This is a genomic window from Pseudomonas sp. 06C 126 (genome assembly GCF_001855215.1).
GTDB classification, from domain to species: domain Bacteria; phylum Pseudomonadota; class Gammaproteobacteria; order Pseudomonadales; family Pseudomonadaceae; genus Aquipseudomonas; species Aquipseudomonas proteolytica.
Genome location: NZ_MIFU01000086.1, coordinates 130,851 through 148,618, shown reverse-complemented (window position 1 = coordinate 148,618; position 17,768 = coordinate 130,851). Strand labels below are relative to the sequence as shown.

Genomic DNA, 17,768 nt, shown 5'->3' with positions numbered 1-17,768 from the left:
CAAGTGTGGGAGCGGGCTTGCCCGCGATAAGGCTCGAACAGACGCTAGATCAACGTCTCAATGCGCAGCGAGTTGGTCGACCCCGGCTGCCCAAAGGGCACCCCCGCGGTGATCAACAACGTATCCCCACGCTGCGCCATGCCCTGGGCCTGGGCGATTTCCAGCGCCGTGGAACACACCTCGTCCACTTGCCGCAACCGATCATTGACCACCGAATGCACGCCCCAGGCCACGCTCAGGCGCCGGGCGGTGGACAGGTTCGGCGTGAGATTGAGGATCGGCACCGCCGGCCGTTCCCGCGCCGCGCGCAAGCTGGAGCTACCCGACTCGCTGTAGTTCACCAGCACCGCCACCGGCAGGATGCTGCTGATCCGGCGGATTGCGCAGCTGATGGCGTCGGACACCGTGGCCTCGGCCTTGGGTCGGCTTACATCCAGCTGGGTCTGGTAATCCGGGCCGTTCTCCACCTGGCGAATGATCTTGCTCATCATCTGCACCGCTTCCAATGGGTACTCGCCGGAGGCGGTTTCGGCCGACAACATCACCGCATCGGTGCCCTCGGCGACGGCATTGGCCACGTCGGTGACTTCGGCGCGGGTGGGGGCCGGCGAGAAACGCATGGATTCGAGCATCTGCGTGGCCACCACCACCGGCTTGCCCAACTGGCGGCAGGTGCTGATGATGTCTTTCTGGATTTGCGGCACGCTTTCGGCCGGCACTTCCACACCCAGATCCCCTCTGGCGACCATGATCGCATCGCTCAGCTCGGCGATTTCCTGCAGGTAGCGCACCGCCGAGGGCTTCTCGATCTTCGCCATCAAGAACGCCTTGTCGCCGATCAGCTCGCGGGCTTCGCGGATGTCTTCGGGACGCTGCACAAACGACAGCGCCACCCAGTCCACGCCCAGTTCCAGGCCGAAGCTCAGGTCGCGGCGATCCTTGGCGGTCAGTGGGCTGAGTTCCAACAAGGCTTGTGGGACATTCACCCCTTTACGGTCGGACAGTTCACCGCCATTCAATACCGTGGTGTCGATTGCATCGGCATGTTTGGTAATCACCCGCAGGCGCAGCTTGCCGTCGTCCAGCAGCAGGTCCATCCCCGGCTCCAGGGCCTTGATGATTTCCGGATGGGGCAGGTTGACCCGGCGCTGGTCGCCCGGCGTGGGGTCAAGGTCCAGGCGCAAGGCCTGGCCACGCACCAGCTGCACCTTGCCCTCGGCAAAACGCCCGACGCGCAGTTTCGGCCCCTGCAGGTCCATCAGGATCCCCAGCGGGTAGTTGAGCTGGCGCTCGACCTGGCGGATCCACTGGTAGCGCTGGGCATGGTCGGCGTGATCGCCATGGCTGAAGTTCAGGCGGAAGATATTCACCCCGGCTTGCACCAGCTCGCGGATGTCATCGATGCCGTCGGTGGCCGGCCCCAGGGTGGCGAGGATTTTGACCTTCTTGTCAGGCGTCATGTTCAGGACTCTCAAGTATCAGAATGGCGCGGAAGTCGTTGACGTTGGTACGGGTCGGCTCGGTGACGATCAACGCGTCGAGTGCCGCGAAATAGCCGTAGCCATTGTTGTTGTCCAGCTCATCGCTGGCCGACAGGCCCAGGGCCTCGGCGCGAGCGTAACTGGTGGGGGTCATGATCGCCCCGGCGTTGTCTTCGGAACCGTCGATGCCGTCGGTGTCGCCGGCCAGGGCGTACACGCCGGGCAGGCCCTTGAGGCTGTCGGTCAGGCTTAGCAGGAACTCGGCGTTGCGTCCGCCACGGCCATTGCCGCGCACGGTCACGGTGGTCTCGCCGCCGGACAGGATCACGCAGGGCGCTGCCAGTGGCTGGCCGTGCTGGATGATCTGCCGGGTGATGCCGGCGTGAACCTTGGCCACGTCCCGGGCTTCGCCTTCCAGGTCGCCGAGGATCAGCGGGCTGAAACCGGCCTGGCGCACTTTTACCGCCACTGCTTCCAAAGACTGCTGCGGCCGTGCGATCAGTTGGAAATGGCTGCGCGCAAGGCACGGATCGCCGGGTTTGACGGTCTCCGACTCAGGGCTTTGCAACCAACTGCGCACCGAGGCCGGGATGTCGATCTGGTAACGCTTGAGGATCGCCAGCGCTTGTTGCGAGGTGCTCGGGTCGCCCACGGTCGGGCCCGAGGCAATCACTGTGGCTTGATCGCCCGGTACATCGGAAATCGCGTAGGTGTAGACGGTGGCGGGCCAGGATGCCTTGGCCAATCGCCCGCCCTTGATCGCCGAGAGGTGCTTGCGCACGCAATTCATCTCGCCGATGGTGGCGCCGGATTTAAGCAGGGCCTTGTTGATCGCTTGCTTGTCGGCCAGGGTAATCCCCGCGGCCGGCAAGGCCAGCAGGGCGGAGCCGCCGCCGGACAAGAGGAAGATCACGCGGTCGTCTTCGGTCAGGTTGCTGATCAGCTCCAGCACGCGCTTGGCCACGGCCTGGCCAGCAGCATCGGGCACTGGGTGCGCGGCTTCGACCACTTCGATTTTCTGGCAGGGCGCGCCGTGGCCGTAGCGGGTGACCACCAGGCCTGAGACTTGGCCTTGCCAGCTGTTTTCCACCACCAGGGCCATGGCGGCCGCAGCTTTGCCCGCGCCGATCACGATCACGCGGCCGCTGCGGTCAGCGGGTAGGTAAGGTTCGAGGACTTGCCGGGGGTGGGCAGCGTCGATGGCTGTGGCAAACAGCTCGCGAAGCAGGTGTTGCGGATCGACCGACATAAGCGGGCTCCCGGATTTTTGTTATTGGATTTGAAGCTTGGAACCGGATCAAAATGTGGGAGCGGGCTTGCTCGCGATGGTCTTACATTCAACATCCATGCTGACTGGAACACCGCGATCGCGACGATGCGGCGACCCGACAAGCCCGCTCCCACATTTTGATCCCGTTCCAAAGGTGGATCGCAGGCGGGGTTACTTATCGCGAATCGAGAAGTTCGCCATATGCTCCAGGCCCTTGATCAGCGCCGAATGGTCCCAGTTGCCGCCGCCAATCGCGGTGCAGGTACTGAACACTTGTTGGGTGCCGGCGGTATTGGGCAGGTTGATCCCCAGCTCCTTTGCACCGGCCAGGGCCAGGTTCAAGTCCTTCTGGTGCAGGTTGATACGGAAGCCCGGGTCGAAGGTGCCTTTGATCATGCGCTCGCCATGCACTTCGAGGATCTTCGACGAGGCGAAGCCACCCATCAGCGCTTCGCGTACCTTGGCCGGATCTGCGCCGTTCTTCGAAGCAAACAGCAGCGCTTCAGCCACGGCCTGGATGTTCAGGGCGACGATGATCTGGTTCGCCACCTTGGCGGTCTGGCCATCGCCATTGCCACCCACCAGGGTGATGTTCTTGCCCATGCTCTGGAACAGCGACAGGGCGCGCTCGAAGGTCTGCGGCTCGCCGCCGACCATGATGCTCAGGGTCCCGGCCTTGGCGCCGACTTCACCGCCCGATACCGGGGCGTCGAGGTACTGCGCGCCAGTGGCGTTGATCTTCGCGGCAAAAGCCTTGGTGGCGGTGGGCGAGATCGAACTCATGTCGATCACCACTTTGTTCGGCGACAGGCCGGCCGCTACACCATCGGCGCGGAACAACACGTCATCGACCTGAGGGGTGTCGGGCACCATGACGATGATGAACTCTGCTTCCTGGGCCACTTGCTGCGGGTTTGCCAGGGCCACGGCACCGGCGGCGATCAGCTCGGCGGGTGCTTTGCCATGGTGCTCGGACAGGAACAATTGATGACCTGCTTTCTGCAGGTTCGCGGCCATGGGTTGGCCCATGATGCCGGTGCCGATAAAGCCGATTTTAGCCATGATCAAATCCTCTTTTTATTCGTTATGCAGGTTTTGCACTGCCCCCTGTGGGAGCTGGCTTGCCTGCGATGGCTTCACCTGGGTATGCCTGATACACCGAGGTGTCTGCATCGCAGGCAAGCCAGTTCCCACAGGTTTTATGGGGTCGGTCAGATCGCGTTATGGGTCTTGAGCCAGCCAAGGCCGGCTTCGGTCGTGGTCAACGGCTTGTACTCGCAGCCCACCCAGCCCTGATACCCAATCCGCTCCAGATGCTCGAACAGGAAGCGGTAGTTGATCTCACCCGTGCCCGGCTCGTTGCGCCCTGGGTTGTCGGCCAACTGGATATGGTTGATCTGATCCAGGTGAGTGGCCATGGTGCGAGCCAGGTCGCCTTCCATGATTTGCATGTGATAGATGTCGTATTGCAGGAACAGGTTGGCGCTGCCCACTTGTTCGCGGATCGCCAGGGCCTGGGCCGTGTTGTTCAGGTAGAAACCGGGAATGTCGCGGGTGTTGATCGCTTCCATCACCAGCTTGATGCCCACCGCTTGCAGCTTGTCGGCGGCGTACTTGAGGTTGGCGACAAAGGTTTTTTCCAGGGTGGCGTCATCCACGCCGGCAGGGCGAATCCCCGCCAGGCAGTTGATCTGGGTATTGCCCAGCACCTGGGCATAGGCGATGGCCAGGTTGACCCCCGCGCGGAATTCCTCGACCCGCTCAGGGTGGCAGGCCAGGCCGCGCTCGCCGCTGGCCCAGTCGCCGGCCGGCAGGTTGAACAGCACTTGGGTCAGGCCGTGGGCGTCGAGTTGCGCCTTGATTTCGGCAGAGCTGAACTCGTAGGGGAACAGGTATTCCACCCCACTGAAACCGGCGTCGGCGGCGGCTTTGAAGCGTGCGAGAAAGTCCTGTTCGGTAAACAGCATGGACAGGTTGGCGGCAAAACGCGGCATGGTGTTCTCCTTAATCGAGCATTGAAATGGCAGTCGGTGCGTCGTTGCCCACCAGTGCCAGATCTTCGAATTCGTTGACGGCGTTGATCTCGGTGCCCATGGAAATATTGGTCACGCGCTCCAGAATGATCTCGACAATCACCGGCACCTTGAACTCTTCGATCATTGCCTGGGCCTTGCGCAGCGCTGGCTGGATCTGGCCCGGCTCGAATACACGCAGGGCCTTGCAACCCAGGCCTTCAGCGACTGCGACGTGGTCGACGCCATAACCGTTGAGTTCCGGGGCGTTGAGGTTGTCGAAAGACAACTGCACGCAGTAGTCCATTTCAAAACCGCGCTGGGCCTGGCGGATCAGCCCCAGGTACGAGTTGTTCACCACCACGTGGATATACGGCAGCTTGAACTGCGCGCCCACGGCCAGCTCTTCGATCATGAACTGGAAGTCATAGTCGCCCGACAGTGCCACCACCTTGCGACTCGGGTCGGCCTTGACCACGCCCAGCGCAGCAGGAATGGTCCAGCCCAGCGGGCCGGCCTGGCCGCAGTTGATCCAGTGGCGTGGCTTGTAGACGTGCAGGAACTGCGCGCCGGCAATCTGCGACAGGCCGATGGTGCTGACGTAGCAGGTATCTTTACCGAACACCTGGTTCATCTCTTCGTACACCCGTTGCGGCTTGACCGGTACGTTGTCGAAGTGCGTTTTGCGGTGCAGGGTGGCTTTGCGCTGCTGGCAATCATGCAGCCAGGCGCTGCGGTCCTTGAGCTTGCCGGCGGCTTTCCATTCGCGGGCCACTTCAATAAACAGGGTCAGCGCGGCACCGGCGTCGGACACGATGCCCAGGTCCGGGGTGAACACGCGGCCGATTTGTGTCGGCTCTATGTCAACGTGAATGAACTTGCGCCCCTCGGTGTACACCTCCACCGAACCGGTGTGGCGGTTGGCCCAGCGGTTGCCGACGCCCAGCACCATGTCCGACTTGAGCATCGTCGCGTTGCCGTAGCGGTGCGAGGTTTGCAGGCCGACCATGCCCACCATCAGCGGGTGGTCGTCGGGAATAGTGCCCCAGCCCATCAGGGTCGGGATCACCGGGATACCCGTCAGTTCGGCGAATTCCACCAGCAGTTCGCTGGCGTCGGCATTGATCACGCCGCCACCGCTGACCAGCAGCGGGCGCTCGGCCTGATCGAGCATGGCCAGGGCTTTTTCGACCTGGATGCGCGTGGCCAGTGGCTTGGCCAATGGCAGTGGCTGGTAGGCGTCGATATCAAACTCGATCTCAGCCATCTGTACGTCGAATGGCAAGTCGATCAGCACCGGGCCGGGGCGGCCGGAGCGCATTTCATAGAAAGCTTTCTGGAACGCATACGGCACCTGGCCAGGCTCTAGCACGGTGGTTGCCCACTTGGTCACGGGCTTGACGATGCTGGTGATATCCACGGCCTGGAAATCTTCTTTGTGCATCCGGGCGCGAGGCGCTTGCCCGGTGATGCACAGGATCGGGATGGAATCGGCCGAGGCGCTGTACAGGCCGGTGACCATATCGGTGCCCGCCGGGCCCGACGTGCCGATGCACACGCCGATATTGCCGGCCTTGGTGCGGGTATACCCCTCGGCCATGTGCGAAGCGCCTTCCACGTGGCGAGCAAGGACGTGATCGATGCCGCCGACCTTTTGCAGGGCGGAATACAACGGGTTGATCGCGGCGCCTGGGATACCGAAGGCGGTGTCTACACCCTCACGGCGCATCACCAGGACAGCGGCTTCGATTGCTCTCATTTTGCTCATGGTTTTGGTGCCTCTTGCGTTTTGTAATTGTATACAAGTGGTGTTGCTTCAAAGTGTATTCACGGCGAGCGGCGCAGGTCAATCCATTTTGTCTCAGAGCCTGTGCATTCGTCGGAAGGCTTTTTAGCGGGAGTATTTCGACGTGTGGTGCGTATGTTTCGAAATATTGTATACAAAAAATAAATCTATTGTGTTCTATTTGTTGCATCAGGCTTCTGATCAATCAGAGCCCCAAGGCTTTCTCAATAACAAGATAAGGACGGCACCCATGAGCGCTCTAACCTTGAAAGTCGCAGTCAACCTGGTCAGCCAGGCCATCACCGCAGGCCGCACCATTGCCGCTGCACCGCTGACCATCGCGGTGCTCGACAGCGGCGGACACCTGATCACCCTGCAACGGGAAGACGGCGCCAGCCTGCTGCGCCCGCAAATCGCCATCGGTAAGGCCTGGGGCGCGATAGCCCTGGGCAAGGGCTCGCGCTTGCTGGCGCTGGATGCCCAACAGCGGCCGGCGTTTATTGCCGCCTTGAACAGCCTGGGGCAGGGCGGTGTAGTGCCGGCACCGGGCGGGGTGTTGATACGGGACCCAGCGGGCGTGGTGCTTGGGGCGATCGGGATCAGTGGGGATACGTCGGATATCGATGAGCAGTGCGCGATCACGGCGATTGAGGGGCTGGGGTTGTTGGCGGATGCGGGGGTGTCCGCTTGATGTTGTAGTGACAGGGCAATAGCCATCGCAGGCAAGCCAGCTCCCACACTGGATTGGTGCCCTGCGCACATTGTTTGAGCCATGCAATCAATTGTGGGAGCTGGCTTGCCTGCGATGCTGGCGACTCGGTCTGTGCTCATAACCAGATTGCATCCCACAGCGGATAGTCGCCGCACGTCTTTACAAGGCCGGCCCTCAGGGGGTTGGCAACAATGTATCGAGCAATACTCTCGAGGCTTTCTTCCCGACGCACAGCATGATCATGAAAGCCGGGTTGCCATAGGCGTCCCTGTCGACCAGCTACTGCATTGACCACCCGGGTGCTTTTGGATTTTACCTGGCGCATCAAATCGGCCAGAGAGCCTTGATCCAGTGAAATCAGCCAATGGAAGTGATCAGGCATGACTACCCAGGCCAGCGAGGTCACTAGTCCTTGGCTTTGAGCGATTCTAAATTGCTGAACCACCAATCGACCTAATCTAAAATCCTCGAATATCGGGGTTCGATCCAGTGTATTGGTGGTGAGGTGATAGATTCGATTGGGTTCGTTGTAGCGCCCGATGCGCAGGCGGTTTGATGCAGGTAAGTCAGGCATTCCATTGCCTCTCTCCAGAAAGTGTTCTGAGAGGCTAGATTCGGGAAGCTGGGTTGGGTGAGCAGGCTTTTAGCAGGATGTGTCTGAGTGATTGCTATCGCGGGCAAGCCCGCTCCCACATTGGCTTTGCGGTGTTCATACAAGCTGTGTCTGGTGCAGACCCAAATGTGGGAGCTGGCTTGCCTGCGATAGCCACACCACCGCCCATCAGTCCGGCTCGCACCCCTTCAACACCAGCCGAATAATCGTCTGCGCCGCCGCTTCATAATCGGCTTCGTCGAGCTTGGCCTTGCCGGTCACCGCCGAGATCTGCCAGTCGAAGTCGGCATAGGTCTGGGTCGCCGCCCAGATGCTGAACATCAGGTGATGAGGATCAATCGCGGCGATCAGGCCGCGATCGACCCAGCTCTGGATGCAATCGATATTGTGCTTGGCCTGGGCGTTGAGCTGTTGCACCTGCTCGGGGCTCAGGTGGGGGGCGCCGTGCATGATTTCGCTGGCGAATACTTTCGAGGCAAACGGCAGGTCGCGGGAGATGCTGATTTTTGAACGGATATAGCCGCTCAATACCTGCTTGGGGTCGCCGTCCGGGTTGAAGGGGGTGGAGGCGGCCAGGATCGGCTCGATGATGCTTTCGAGCACCTCGCGGTAGAGGTTGTCCTTGGACTTGAAGTAGTAATAGACGTTGGGCTTGGGCAGCCCGGCCTTGGCGGCGATATCACTGGTTTTGGTCGCGGCGAAGCCCTTGTCGGCAAACTCCTCGCTGGCAGCCCGCAGGATCAGTTCTTTGTTGCGCTCGCGAATGGTGCTCATAGACCAGATCATTCCTTGCCAGGACAGGCGGTTGCGCATGGTAGCACCGGCGATCCGCGCGCCTCAAGAATCTGCCCGCGACGCTTTGTACCACGCTATGCTGCGAAATATCCCACATTAAGGACGTCCGATTCATGGCAGGAAGCAGCTTGTTGGTTTTGATCGATGACATCGCCGCGGTTCTCGACGATGTGGCCCTGATGACAAAAATGGCTGCCAAGAAAACCGCCGGTGTGCTGGGTGACGATCTGGCGCTCAATGCCCAGCAAGTCTCTGGCGTGCGCGCCGAGCGGGAAATTCCGGTGGTGTGGGCCGTTGCCAAGGGCTCGTTTATCAACAAACTGATCCTGGTGCCTACCGCGCTATTGATCAGCGCCTTCGCACCGTGGGCGGTCACGCCACTGCTGATGCTCGGCGGTGCCTATCTGTGTTTCGAAGGTTTTGAAAAGCTCGCCCATAAATTCCTGCACAGCAAGGCGGATGATCAGGCCGAGCACGCGCAGTTAGTCGAAGCGGTGGCCGACCCCGCAACAGACCTGGTGGCCTTCGAGAAGGACAAGATCAAGGGCGCGATCCGCACCGACTTTATCCTCTCCGCCGAAATCATCGCCATCACCCTGGGCACCGTGGCCGACGCGCCGTTGATGCAGCAAGTGATCGTGTTGTCGGGCATCGCCCTGGTCATGACCATCGGCGTGTACGGCCTGGTGGCCGGCATCGTCAAGCTCGATGACCTGGGGCTGTGGATGGCGCAAAAGCCCGGCCAACTGGTACGTGATATCGGCAACGGGCTTCTGCGGGCCGCGCCGTACATGATGAAAAGCCTCTCGGTGATTGGCACTGCGGCGATGTTCATGGTCGGTGGTGGCATCCTGACTCACGGCGTGCCCGTAGTGCATCACTGGATTGAGAGCGTCAGCCAGAGTGTTGGCGGCATCACTTGGTTGATGCCGACTCTGCTCAATGCCATCGTAGGGATCATCGCTGGGGCGGTGGTGCTGGCGGTGGTCAGCGTGGTGGGCAAGGCCTGGCAATCGATCAAGGCCTGACTGCTCGGCAATAAAAAAGGCCATTCAATCGAATGGCCTTTTTTGTGGGGCAGCGATTACTCCGCGATCTGTAACTTGCGCGACTCGCTGTACACGTACCGCACCTTTTCATACTCGAACGGCGAATTCATCTGGCCGTAGCGAAAGCTCGTCTGGTAGCGCTTGTCTACCGCGCGCAACGCCCAGATTTCCGGGTGGTTGGAGCTGACTTCGGCGACGTTGAGGTAGTTGATCTGGGATTCGGCGGTGTAGTCCACCAGCAGTCCGCCGGTGTCGCGCAGGTTGGACGGGCCGAGGATCGGCAGGATCAGGTAGGCGCCGCCGGGTACGCCGTAGAAGCCCAGGGTCTGGCCGAAGTCTTCGCTTTGGCGGGGCAGGCCCATGGCGGTCGCCGGGTCCCAGAGGCCGGCGATGCCGAGGGTGGTGTTGACCAGCAGGCGGCCGGTGGTTTCCAGGGAGCGGTGGCCCTTGAGCTGCAGCAGGCTGTTCATCAGGTTGGGCACGTCGCCCAGGTTGTTGAAGAAGTTGCTGACGCCGGTACGCAGGAAACTTGGGGTGACGTAGCGATAGCCATCGACCACCGGCAAGAATACCCATTGGTCGAAGCGATAGTTGAAGTGGTACACCCGGCGGTTCCACGACTCCAGTGGGTCATAGACGTTGAGGGCGTTGAGGGTCGAACGCTCGAATTCGCGCTGGTCCAGGCCTGGGTTGAACTTGAGTTTGCTCAAGGGCTCTTTGAAGCCATCCTGGTCGACCACGGTCGGTGCGTGAGCCTTGCTGTTGTCCGCGTTGGCAACGCCTGCACAGAGTAAGGCCGCGAGAAGCAGGAGATGTTTAGCCACGGAAGAACTCCAGCATAGCGTCGGCGTTGACGCGGTAATTGAGGTTGCCGCAATGGCCGCCCAGTGGGTAGACGGTCAGGCGATCGCCGAAGGTTTTACGCAAAAAGCCCAGGTCGCCAGGACCGAGGATCACGTCGTCGGCGTTGTGCATCACGGCAATTTTCGGGCTGTCGCGCAGATAGTCCTCAAGGGCATACAGGCTGACCTGGTCGACCAATTGCAGCAGGCTGCCGCCGTCGGAGCGGGCACGCCACATCGGGATCACTTGTTCGGTGAGGTAGCAGTCGAAATCACATTGCAGGGCACGCTTGAGGAACGGCGTGAGGCTGGTGCTTTCGGTGATCGGGTACTTGGGCGGGATAATCAGGCCACGGCGGTTGATCAGGTCCGAGGTGAAGGCGATATCGGCCGCCGAGAAGCGGAACGAGGTGCCGATCAGCATCGCCATCTGCTCGTTGGTCAGGTGCTCCTTGGAGTTCTGGAAGTCGTAGAGCAGGGCGTCGTTGAGATCGATGTAGCCTTTTTGCTGGAAGTAACGGGTCAGCTTGTTCAGCACCAGTTCATAGAAGGTGGTGCTGTTGTTGATGCCCTTGACCTCGGTCTGCACCAGTTTGTCGAGGTTGGTGATGGAGGTATAGAGGTTGACTGGCGGGTTGAGCAGCAACACCTTCTTGAAGTTGAAGCTGCGCCGCGTTTCGTCCAGCTTGCTGACGAACGCCGCGTCCAGCGCGCCCAGGCTGTAGCCGGTGAGGTAGAAGTCGGTGACTGGCAACGTGGCGTTTTGCGCGCGTACGGCCTGCATCACACGGTACATGTCCTCGGCGTCTTCCTGGGTGATGCCGGGGGTGGCAAAGCGCGAGGCGGCGCTGATGAAGTCAAAGCTGGTAGGCGACGACAATTGGACGACGTGGTAGCCGGCCTTGTAGTAGAGCTTTTTCAGGTATTCATTCAGGCTGCTGTCAAAGCGCGCACCGGTGCCGGCGATCAAGAAGATCAGCGGTGCCGCACGGTCTTGCTTGGCAATGCGGTAGGTGAGTTTCTTCACCGCCCAGAAGTTGTCGGGCAGGCTGAATTCACGCTCTGGGCGCATGGTCAGGGTGTAGTCGGACTGGTTGATGTCATCGATGGATGGCAGGTCCGGCCGCAGGTCCGGTGGCGTTGTGGCGATGGTCGCTTCGAACGGGTTGGTCAAAGGGTAGCCATAGCTGGCCGGATCGATATCGACCGCCAGTGCTGACGCACTCAAAAAAAGGCCGCCCAACAGGGCAGCACAGCGCAAGGAACGGAGCATGACTAAATCCCTAAGAGGAAAACGTGCTGAATGAAGTTCGCAGGCTATGACCACCGCGTTGTCACCGAAGTGCCAGCCATCGGCACTAAATATCGGAAAAAAACGTAGGAATCGGGGTAATAGTAGCCAGACGATACACTTTGGCACGCTTTGATGAATAGTTATCTGCGTGCAACCCTTGCCAATGGCCCCTGGGAGATTAAGCTGGGCGCCGTTTTCGCCTATCGGAGTGCCCTTATGTCCCCTCGTTTGCCGCTGATCCTACTGCTGTTGGCCTTGCCGTTATGGTTGGCCGCCAGTTATGGCGCCCGTTACGGGTTTATGGAAGACGGGCAGTGGGTGGGCATCTGCGCTGACGACGCCAGCCGCTGGGAGTGCCAGTTGCGCGCCAATCTTGGGTTGATGATTCACTTTCGGGTGCTGGGTTGGGCCGCGTTGGTCACGTCTATTCTGGCGTTCTTGCTGCCAGGCCGTGCGGGCTGGGGGTTGGCGGTGTTGGGGCTGGCGTTCGGAATCCCGGCATTGGCGTTGTACAACACCAATTTTGCGGTGTTTGCGTTGGTGATTGCCGGGTTGCGGTTGGTCAGGGCGCCTCGGGCTGTCTGATAGGGCCAATCGCAGCATAAGTATCTACACAACTTTCAGAAACTGACGCCCCCCGTGGCGAGCGGGCTTGCCCCGCGCTGGGCGGCGAAGCAGCCCTAAACCCGGTAAACGTGGAGGGCTTTTTGGGCTGCTTCGCAGCCCAGCGCGGGGCAAGCCCGCTCGCCACAACTGCGCAATATGCTTGGATTTAGGTGTTGCGGAAAAGTTGTGTAGATACCGATGCCAATCGCAGGCAAGCCAGCTCCCACATTTGAATGTATTCACAGATCAAAATGTGGGAGCGCGCGATAGCAATCTCAGGGTTTGCGCACCCGCAGGCAACGCCACAGGGCAACCACCACCAAACCACTGACCAATGCCCAACCCAGCGCCTGCTGGTTCATCAAGCCTTCGCGGTACAGCTGCGGCGCAATGCCGGCACCGATGATGAAGGCCAGCAGGGCAATTTCCCGCCGTGGTCCGGTAACCGGGCGCAGCAGGTATACCAGCGCCGGCAGCAGCAGGGCGGCGCTGGGGAAGCTGCGGTAACGGGGGTCGAACACCAGCGCCAGCATCATCACTGCCGTGGCGAACCCGGCAAATGCGATCAGCCAGCCAGCGCGTTGCTCCAGCCAGGCGAAGGCCCGTTCACGCCAACCCTGGCGAGCGCTCAAGGCCAGGGCTGCATGGGCCAGCACCAACAGGTTCAGGGCCAGCAACAGGCCGGCCCAGATCCACTCATCAGTGAAACGCGCTGTCACCCGGGTCAGTTCGGCCCAGCTGCCAATGGAACCGGCCGCCACTGCGCCCAGCAACGGCAGCAACAACGCGGCGCGTGTGCTGCGAACACGCCCCCCGAGCACCAGGGTGCCGAGCAGGATCAGCCCACCAACGCCCAGCCACACCGGCCAGTACGGCACGTTGGTGACCGGGCCGGCCAGAATGCCCTTGTCTTGGCGATCGGCATCAAACAGCCCCCAGTAACCGCCGACCGCACCTTCGCTGGCGCGCTTCCACGGCTGGTCAAAGGCTTCGATCAGGTTGTAGTGCCAGCCATTGGCTTCGGCCATGGCGACAAAACCGCGAATGAACTTGGCTTCGTTGACCCGGCTCGGGACGGCGGTTTCGCGCTGGCGGCCTTCGCTGGGCCAGCCGGTTTCGCCAATCATCACGTCCTTGGGGGCGAAGCGGTTGCCGAATGTCTGGCGAATATCACCGACATGGCGCAGGGCCTGATCGATACCTGCCGGGTCATCTTCCCAGTACGGCAACAGGTGGATGGTCAGGAAATCCACGGCCGGGGCAATTTCCGGGTGCTGCAGCCAGAACTCCCAGACGTCGGCGTAGGTCACTGGCTGCTGGATCTGGCTTTTGACTTGTTCGATCAGCTTTACCAACTGCGTGGCGGTGATTTCCTTGCGCAGCAGGGCTTCGTTGCCAACGATCACCGACGTGACCACGTCGGGGTTGGCATTGGCCGAGGCGATCAGCTTGTCGACTTCCTTGGCATTGTCCACCGGGTTGCTGCTTATCCAGGCACCGCTCATCAACTTCAGGCCATGCTTGCGCGCCAGGTCGGGCAGGGCTTCGAGGCCGGTCATGGAGTAGGTGCGGATGCACTCAAAGCGCGTGGCCAACAGTGCCAGGTCGGCGTCCATGCGCTCGGGGCGCAGCTTGAACGGCTGGTCGAATGGCGATTGGTCCTTGTCGAATGGCGTGTAGGACGCGCATTGCAGCTTGTGACTGGCGCTGGCCACGTCCGGCAGCACCACTGGCTGGCCAAGGCCGTACCAGTAGCCGCCGAGGGCAAACAGGCCGAGCAACAAGGCAAATACATAAGGCAGGAAGGGGAAGCGGGCAGTCGCGGTCATGGTCAGGCCGTGTGGGAGCAAAGGCGCGCATCTTACCTGCATTTGCCGGTTTTCAGGGGCGCCGCATAATTTTGACATGCAAAGTTCGGGCGGAATTTTGACGTTACTTCCTGCGAATTGTCCTACTGGCGTTGTGATGTCGTTTCTTGCTCCGCTGAGGTCGTAGTCAGAGCAGGTCCACAGGGGCAGCAGGTTGATGATCGAACGGCACCACCTGACAACAGGTTGACGTCGCTCGGCATCCGCCGGGCGCAGCACTTTCGGGGAAGCACTATGAAGATGCGACGACTTTTGGGCGCAGCTGCCACGTTGGTAGTTGCGATGAGCTCCACACTGGCCAGCGCCGACAGCAAGACCCTGAGCATCGGCTATGTGGACGGCTGGTCGGACAGTGTCGCCACCACCCACGTGGCCGCTGAAGTGATCAAGCAAAAGCTGGGTTATGACGTGAAACTGCAGGCGGTCGCCACCGGGATCATGTGGCAGGGGCTGGCCACCGGCAAGCTCGACGCCATGCTGTCGGCCTGGCTGCCGGTGACCCATGGTGAGTACTGGACCAAGAACAAGGACAAGGTGGTCGACTACGGCCCCAACTTCAAGGATGCGAAGATCGGCTTGATCGTGCCGGAGTACGTCAAGGCCAAGTCCATCGAGGACTTGAAGACCGACACCACCTTCAAGAACAAGATTGTCGGCATCGATGCCGGTTCAGGGGTGATGCTCAAGACTGATGAAGCCATCAAGCAATACGGGCTGGACTACAAGCTGCAAGCCAGTTCCGGCGCAGCCATGATCGCCGAACTGACCCGCGCCGAAGACAAGCAGGACTCCATCGTGGTGACGGGTTGGGTGCCACACTGGATGTTCGCCAAATGGAAACTGCGTTTCCTTGACGATCCAAAAGGCATTTACGGCGCCGCCGAGACGGTCAATAGCATCGGCAGCAAGGGCCTGGAAAAGAAAGCCCCGGAAGTCGCGGCGTTCCTGAAGAAATTCCAGTGGGCCTCCAAGGATGAAATCGGCGAAGTGATGCTGGCCATCCAGGAAGGCACCAAGCCTGACGTGGCGGCCAAGGATTGGGTCGCCAAGCACCCTGAGCGTGTGGCCGAGTGGACCGCCCAATAATCGGATAAACCTGTAGGAGCGGGCTTGCTCGCGAAGAACGCAAAGACGCCGCAATCATCCAGGGTGTGCGCGTTATCGTTGACGTTTTTCGCGAGCAAGCTCGCTCCTGCAATTGTTTCTGTCGCCCCCCAAACCCTCGCTACACTGGTTCTAAGACTAAGGTCGTCTGGAACCTGTCCTGCAGCCGCATACAGTGGATACGTTCCAATAATAAAAAAGCTGTGCTGCGAGGATAAAAACAATGAACGACAGCATTTACCTCTCGATTCAAAACAGCCCGCGCTTCAAGGAGCTGGTAAGAAAAAGGGAAAAGTTCGCCTGGATTCTCTCGGCGATCATGCTTGGGCTTTACTCCGGATTCATCCTGTTGATCGCCTACGGACCCCAAGTCCTGGGGGGCAAGATCAGTCCTGAATCGTCCATAACCTGGGGAATCCCTATCGGGGTCGGGCTGATTGTCTCGGCCTTTGTTCTCACAGGCATCTACGTGCGACGCGCCAACGGCGAATTCGACGACCTGAACAATGCGATTCTCAAGGAGGCTGCGCAATGATCCGTCGTCTATTGGCTGTATTCGGCGCTTCGCTTTTTGCTCCTGCCGTTTGGGCGGCGGACGCATTGGCCGGTGAAGTGCACAAGCAACCGCTGAACATCGCAGCGATCCTGATGTTTGTCGCCTTCGTCGGCGCAACATTGTGCATTACCTACTGGGCATCCAAACGTAACAACTCGGCGGCCGACTACTATGCGGCCGGCGGCAAGATCACCGGTTTCCAGAACGGCCTGGCGATTGCCGGCGACTATATGTCGGCCGCGTCCTTCCTGGGGATTTCCGCGCTGGTGTTCACCTCTGGCTACGATGGCCTGATCTACTCGATCGGCTTCCTGGTGGGCTGGCCGATCATTCTGTTCCTGATCGCCGAGCGCCTGCGTAACCTGGGCAAGTACACCTTCGCTGACGTGGCGTCCTATCGCCTCGGGCAGACCCAGATCCGCAGCCTGTCGGCCTGTGGTTCGCTGGTGGTGGTGGCGTTCTACCTGATCGCGCAGATGGTCGGCGCGGGCAAGCTGATCCAGCTGCTGTTCGGCCTTGATTACCATGTAGCGGTGATCCTGGTGGGTATCCTGATGTGCCTCTATGTGTTGTTCGGCGGCATGCTGGCGACCACCTGGGTACAGATCATCAAGGCAGTGCTGCTGCTGTCCGGTGCCTCGTTCATGGCGCTGATGGTGATGAAGCACGTCAACTTCGACTTCAACATGCTGTTCTCCGAGGCGATCAAGGTTCACCCTAAAGGTGAGGCGATCATGAGCCCGGGCGGCCTGGTGAAAGACCCGATTTCGGCGTTCTCCCTCGGCCTGGCCCTGATGTTCGGTACCGCTGGCCTGCCACACATCCTGATGCGCTTCTTCACCGTGAGTGACGCTAAAGAAGCCCGTAAGAGCGTGCTGTATGCCACTGGCTTTATCGGCTACTTCTATATCCTGACCTTCATCATTGGCTTCGGCGCGATTCTGCTGGTCAGCACCAACCCGGCGTTCAAGGATGCAGCAGGCGCTCTGTTGGGCGGCAACAACATGGCGGCGGTGCACCTGGCCAACGCGGTGGGCGGCAGTATCTTCCTGGGCTTCATCTCGGCCGTGGCGTTTGCCACCATCCTCGCGGTGGTTGCCGGCTTGACCCTGGCCGGTGCTTCGGCGGTGTCCCATGACCTGTATGCCAGCGTGATCAAGAAAGGCAAGGCCAACGAGAAGGATGAGATTCGCGTGTCGAAGATCACCACCATCGCCCTGGCAGTGCTGGCGATTGGCTTGGGTATCCTGTTCGAAAGCCAGAACATTGCGTTCATGGTCGGCCTGGCGTTCTCCATCGCGGCCAGCTGCAACTTCCCGGTGCTGCTGCTTTCCATGTACTGGAAAAACCTCACCACCCGTGGCGCGATGATTGGCGGTTGGCTGGGCCTGGTCAGCGCGGTGGGCCTGATGATCCTGGGTCCGACCATCTGGGTCTCGATCCTGCATCATGAAAAGGCGATCTTCCCGTACGAATACCCGGCGTTGTTCTCGATGATCATCGCGTTCGTGGGTATCTGGTTCTTCTCCATCACCGACAAGTCGGCGGCGGCGGTGAAAGAACGAGCGCTGTACTTCCCGCAGTTTGTGCGTTCGCAGACTGGCCTGGGGGCGAGCGGGGCGGTTAACCACTAAGCTTGTAGCTCAATAAGAAATGCCCCGGTCGAAAGGCCGGGGTATTTTTTTGCCTGGGGTTCTGTGTTGCCTGGGCTATTGCTTTCGCGAGCAAGCCCGCTCCCACAGTTGACCGCATTTCAAAGGGTGTACACGGTCAACTGTGG

16 protein-coding genes are annotated in these 17,768 nt (G+C 60.5%); 6 read left to right on the top strand and 10 right to left on the bottom strand.

Going from position 1 to position 17,768, the window contains the following annotated elements:
• Window positions 1–44: 44 nt before the first annotated feature.
• The 5 genes from pyk to gcl all read right to left on the bottom strand — a co-directional run bounded on the left by pyk (window position 45) and on the right by gcl (window position 6,531).
• Window positions 45–1,460: a pyruvate kinase gene (gene pyk, locus BHC62_RS14945; RefSeq protein ID WP_029292627.1), complete on the bottom strand. Its 1,416-nt coding sequence runs from the start codon at window positions 1,458–1,460 to the stop codon at window positions 45–47.
• On the bottom strand, window positions 1,450–2,730 hold the full coding sequence (locus BHC62_RS14940) for a glycerate kinase (protein ID WP_070995410.1): 1,281 nt from the start codon (window positions 2,728–2,730) through the stop codon (window positions 1,450–1,452). The genes pyk and BHC62_RS14940 overlap by 11 nt, the downstream gene beginning before the upstream one ends.
• A gap of 192 nt (window positions 2,731–2,922) precedes the next feature.
• On the bottom strand, window positions 2,923–3,813 hold the full coding sequence (locus BHC62_RS14935) for a 2-hydroxy-3-oxopropionate reductase (protein WP_029292631.1): 891 nt from the start codon (window positions 3,811–3,813) through the stop codon (window positions 2,923–2,925).
• A gap of 149 nt (window positions 3,814–3,962) precedes the next feature.
• A complete protein-coding gene (hyi, locus tag BHC62_RS14930) occupies window positions 3,963–4,745 on the bottom strand; it encodes a hydroxypyruvate isomerase (RefSeq protein ID WP_070995409.1) in 783 nt (260 codons plus the stop codon).
• A 10-nt stretch (window positions 4,746–4,755) separates the two neighbouring features.
• On the bottom strand, window positions 4,756–6,531 hold the full coding sequence (gene gcl / locus BHC62_RS14925; RefSeq protein ID WP_029292636.1) for a glyoxylate carboligase: 1,776 nt from the start codon (window positions 6,529–6,531) through the stop codon (window positions 4,756–4,758).
• Between the two features lie 268 nt (window positions 6,532–6,799).
• On the opposite strand from gcl, the gene BHC62_RS14920 reads away from it, so the two are divergent.
• Window positions 6,800–7,240: a heme-binding protein gene (locus BHC62_RS14920; protein WP_029292638.1), complete on the top strand. Its 441-nt coding sequence runs from the start codon at window positions 6,800–6,802 to the stop codon at window positions 7,238–7,240.
• A gap of 136 nt (window positions 7,241–7,376) precedes the next feature.
• Here the strand turns inward: BHC62_RS14920 and BHC62_RS27440 are convergent, their stop codons facing one another.
• Entirely contained in the window at window positions 7,377–7,835 is a 459-nt protein-coding gene (locus BHC62_RS27440; protein ID WP_071610039.1) for a transposase, read from the bottom strand.
• 207 nt (window positions 7,836–8,042) lie between these two features.
• Entirely contained in the window at window positions 8,043–8,648 is a 606-nt protein-coding gene (locus BHC62_RS14915; protein WP_029292641.1) for a TetR/AcrR family transcriptional regulator, read from the bottom strand.
• Between the two features lie 134 nt (window positions 8,649–8,782).
• Here BHC62_RS14915 and BHC62_RS14910 point away from each other — a divergent pair, with 134 nt between their 5' ends.
• On the top strand, window positions 8,783–9,697 hold the full coding sequence (locus BHC62_RS14910) for a DUF808 domain-containing protein (RefSeq protein ID WP_029292643.1): 915 nt from the start codon (window positions 8,783–8,785) through the stop codon (window positions 9,695–9,697).
• 56 nt (window positions 9,698–9,753) lie between these two features.
• Here the strand turns inward: BHC62_RS14910 and BHC62_RS14905 are convergent, their stop codons facing one another.
• Both BHC62_RS14905 and BHC62_RS14900 read right to left on the bottom strand, forming a co-directional pair.
• A complete protein-coding gene (locus tag BHC62_RS14905; RefSeq protein WP_070995408.1) occupies window positions 9,754–10,542 on the bottom strand; it encodes a VacJ family lipoprotein in 789 nt (262 codons plus the stop codon).
• Window positions 10,535–11,833: a serine/threonine protein kinase gene (locus BHC62_RS14900; protein WP_029292647.1), complete on the bottom strand. Its 1,299-nt coding sequence runs from the start codon at window positions 11,831–11,833 to the stop codon at window positions 10,535–10,537. Before BHC62_RS14900 ends, BHC62_RS14905 begins: the two co-directional genes overlap by 8 nt.
• Before the next feature lie 237 nt (window positions 11,834–12,070).
• On the opposite strand from BHC62_RS14900, the gene BHC62_RS14895 reads away from it, so the two are divergent.
• Window positions 12,071–12,439 carry a hypothetical protein gene (locus BHC62_RS14895; RefSeq protein ID WP_029292649.1) on the top strand — a complete coding sequence of 123 codons (369 nt, stop codon included), beginning with the start codon at window positions 12,071–12,073 and terminating at the stop codon, window positions 12,437–12,439.
• Window positions 12,440–12,735: 296 nt separating this feature from the next.
• Here BHC62_RS14895 and BHC62_RS14890 read toward each other — a convergent pair whose 3' ends face one another.
• Entirely contained in the window at window positions 12,736–14,289 is a 1,554-nt protein-coding gene (locus BHC62_RS14890) for a glycosyl hydrolase family 17 protein (RefSeq protein ID WP_070995440.1), read from the bottom strand.
• A 273-nt stretch (window positions 14,290–14,562) separates the two neighbouring features.
• Here BHC62_RS14890 and BHC62_RS14885 point away from each other — a divergent pair, with 273 nt between their 5' ends.
• The 3 genes from BHC62_RS14885 (at window position 14,563) to BHC62_RS14875 (ending at window position 17,622) form a co-directional block, all read left to right on the top strand.
• Window positions 14,563–15,414 (top strand): glycine betaine ABC transporter substrate-binding protein, encoded by an 852-nt coding sequence (locus BHC62_RS14885; RefSeq protein ID WP_029292653.1) that lies wholly within the window; start codon window positions 14,563–14,565, stop codon window positions 15,412–15,414.
• Window positions 15,415–15,655: 241 nt separating this feature from the next.
• Complete coding sequence (locus BHC62_RS14880) at window positions 15,656–15,967, top strand: DUF485 domain-containing protein (RefSeq protein WP_070995407.1); 312 nt, start codon at window positions 15,656–15,658, stop codon at window positions 15,965–15,967.
• The gene (locus BHC62_RS14875) at window positions 15,964–17,622 is read left to right on the top strand and encodes a cation acetate symporter (RefSeq protein WP_029292658.1); all 1,659 of its coding nucleotides are present in this window, start codon (window positions 15,964–15,966) and stop codon (window positions 17,620–17,622) included. Before BHC62_RS14880 ends, BHC62_RS14875 begins: the two co-directional genes overlap by 4 nt.
• Window positions 17,623–17,768: the final 146 nt, after the last annotated feature.

Bases quoted from the DNA above. Each gene is read 5' to 3' on its own strand.
- pyk (WP_029292627.1), bottom strand. From the start codon at position 1,460: ATGACGCCTGACAAGAAGGTCAAAATCCTCGCCACCCTGGGGCCGGCC.
- BHC62_RS14940 (WP_070995410.1), bottom strand. From the start codon at position 2,730: ATGTCGGTCGATCCGCAACACCTGCTTCGCGAGCTGTTTGCCACAGCC.
- BHC62_RS14935 (WP_029292631.1), bottom strand. From the start codon at position 3,813: ATGGCTAAAATCGGCTTTATCGGCACCGGCATCATGGGCCAACCCATG.
- hyi (WP_070995409.1), bottom strand. From the start codon at position 4,745: ATGCCGCGTTTTGCCGCCAACCTGTCCATGCTGTTTACCGAACAGGAC.
- gcl (WP_029292636.1), bottom strand. From the start codon at position 6,531: ATGAGCAAAATGAGAGCAATCGAAGCCGCTGTCCTGGTGATGCGCCGT.
- BHC62_RS14920 (WP_029292638.1), top strand. From the start codon at position 6,800: ATGAGCGCTCTAACCTTGAAAGTCGCAGTCAACCTGGTCAGCCAGGCC.
- BHC62_RS27440 (WP_071610039.1), bottom strand. From the start codon at position 7,835: ATGCCTGACTTACCTGCATCAAACCGCCTGCGCATCGGGCGCTACAAC.
- BHC62_RS14915 (WP_029292641.1), bottom strand. From the start codon at position 8,648: ATGAGCACCATTCGCGAGCGCAACAAAGAACTGATCCTGCGGGCTGCC.
- BHC62_RS14910 (WP_029292643.1), top strand. From the start codon at position 8,783: ATGGCAGGAAGCAGCTTGTTGGTTTTGATCGATGACATCGCCGCGGTT.
- BHC62_RS14900 (WP_029292647.1), bottom strand. From the start codon at position 11,833: ATGCTCCGTTCCTTGCGCTGTGCTGCCCTGTTGGGCGGCCTTTTTTTG.
- BHC62_RS14895 (WP_029292649.1), top strand. From the start codon at position 12,071: ATGTCCCCTCGTTTGCCGCTGATCCTACTGCTGTTGGCCTTGCCGTTA.
- BHC62_RS14890 (WP_070995440.1), bottom strand. From the start codon at position 14,289: ATGACCGCGACTGCCCGCTTCCCCTTCCTGCCTTATGTATTTGCCTTG.
- BHC62_RS14885 (WP_029292653.1), top strand. From the start codon at position 14,563: ATGAAGATGCGACGACTTTTGGGCGCAGCTGCCACGTTGGTAGTTGCG.
- BHC62_RS14880 (WP_070995407.1), top strand. From the start codon at position 15,656: ATGAACGACAGCATTTACCTCTCGATTCAAAACAGCCCGCGCTTCAAG.
- BHC62_RS14875 (WP_029292658.1), top strand. From the start codon at position 15,964: ATGATCCGTCGTCTATTGGCTGTATTCGGCGCTTCGCTTTTTGCTCCT.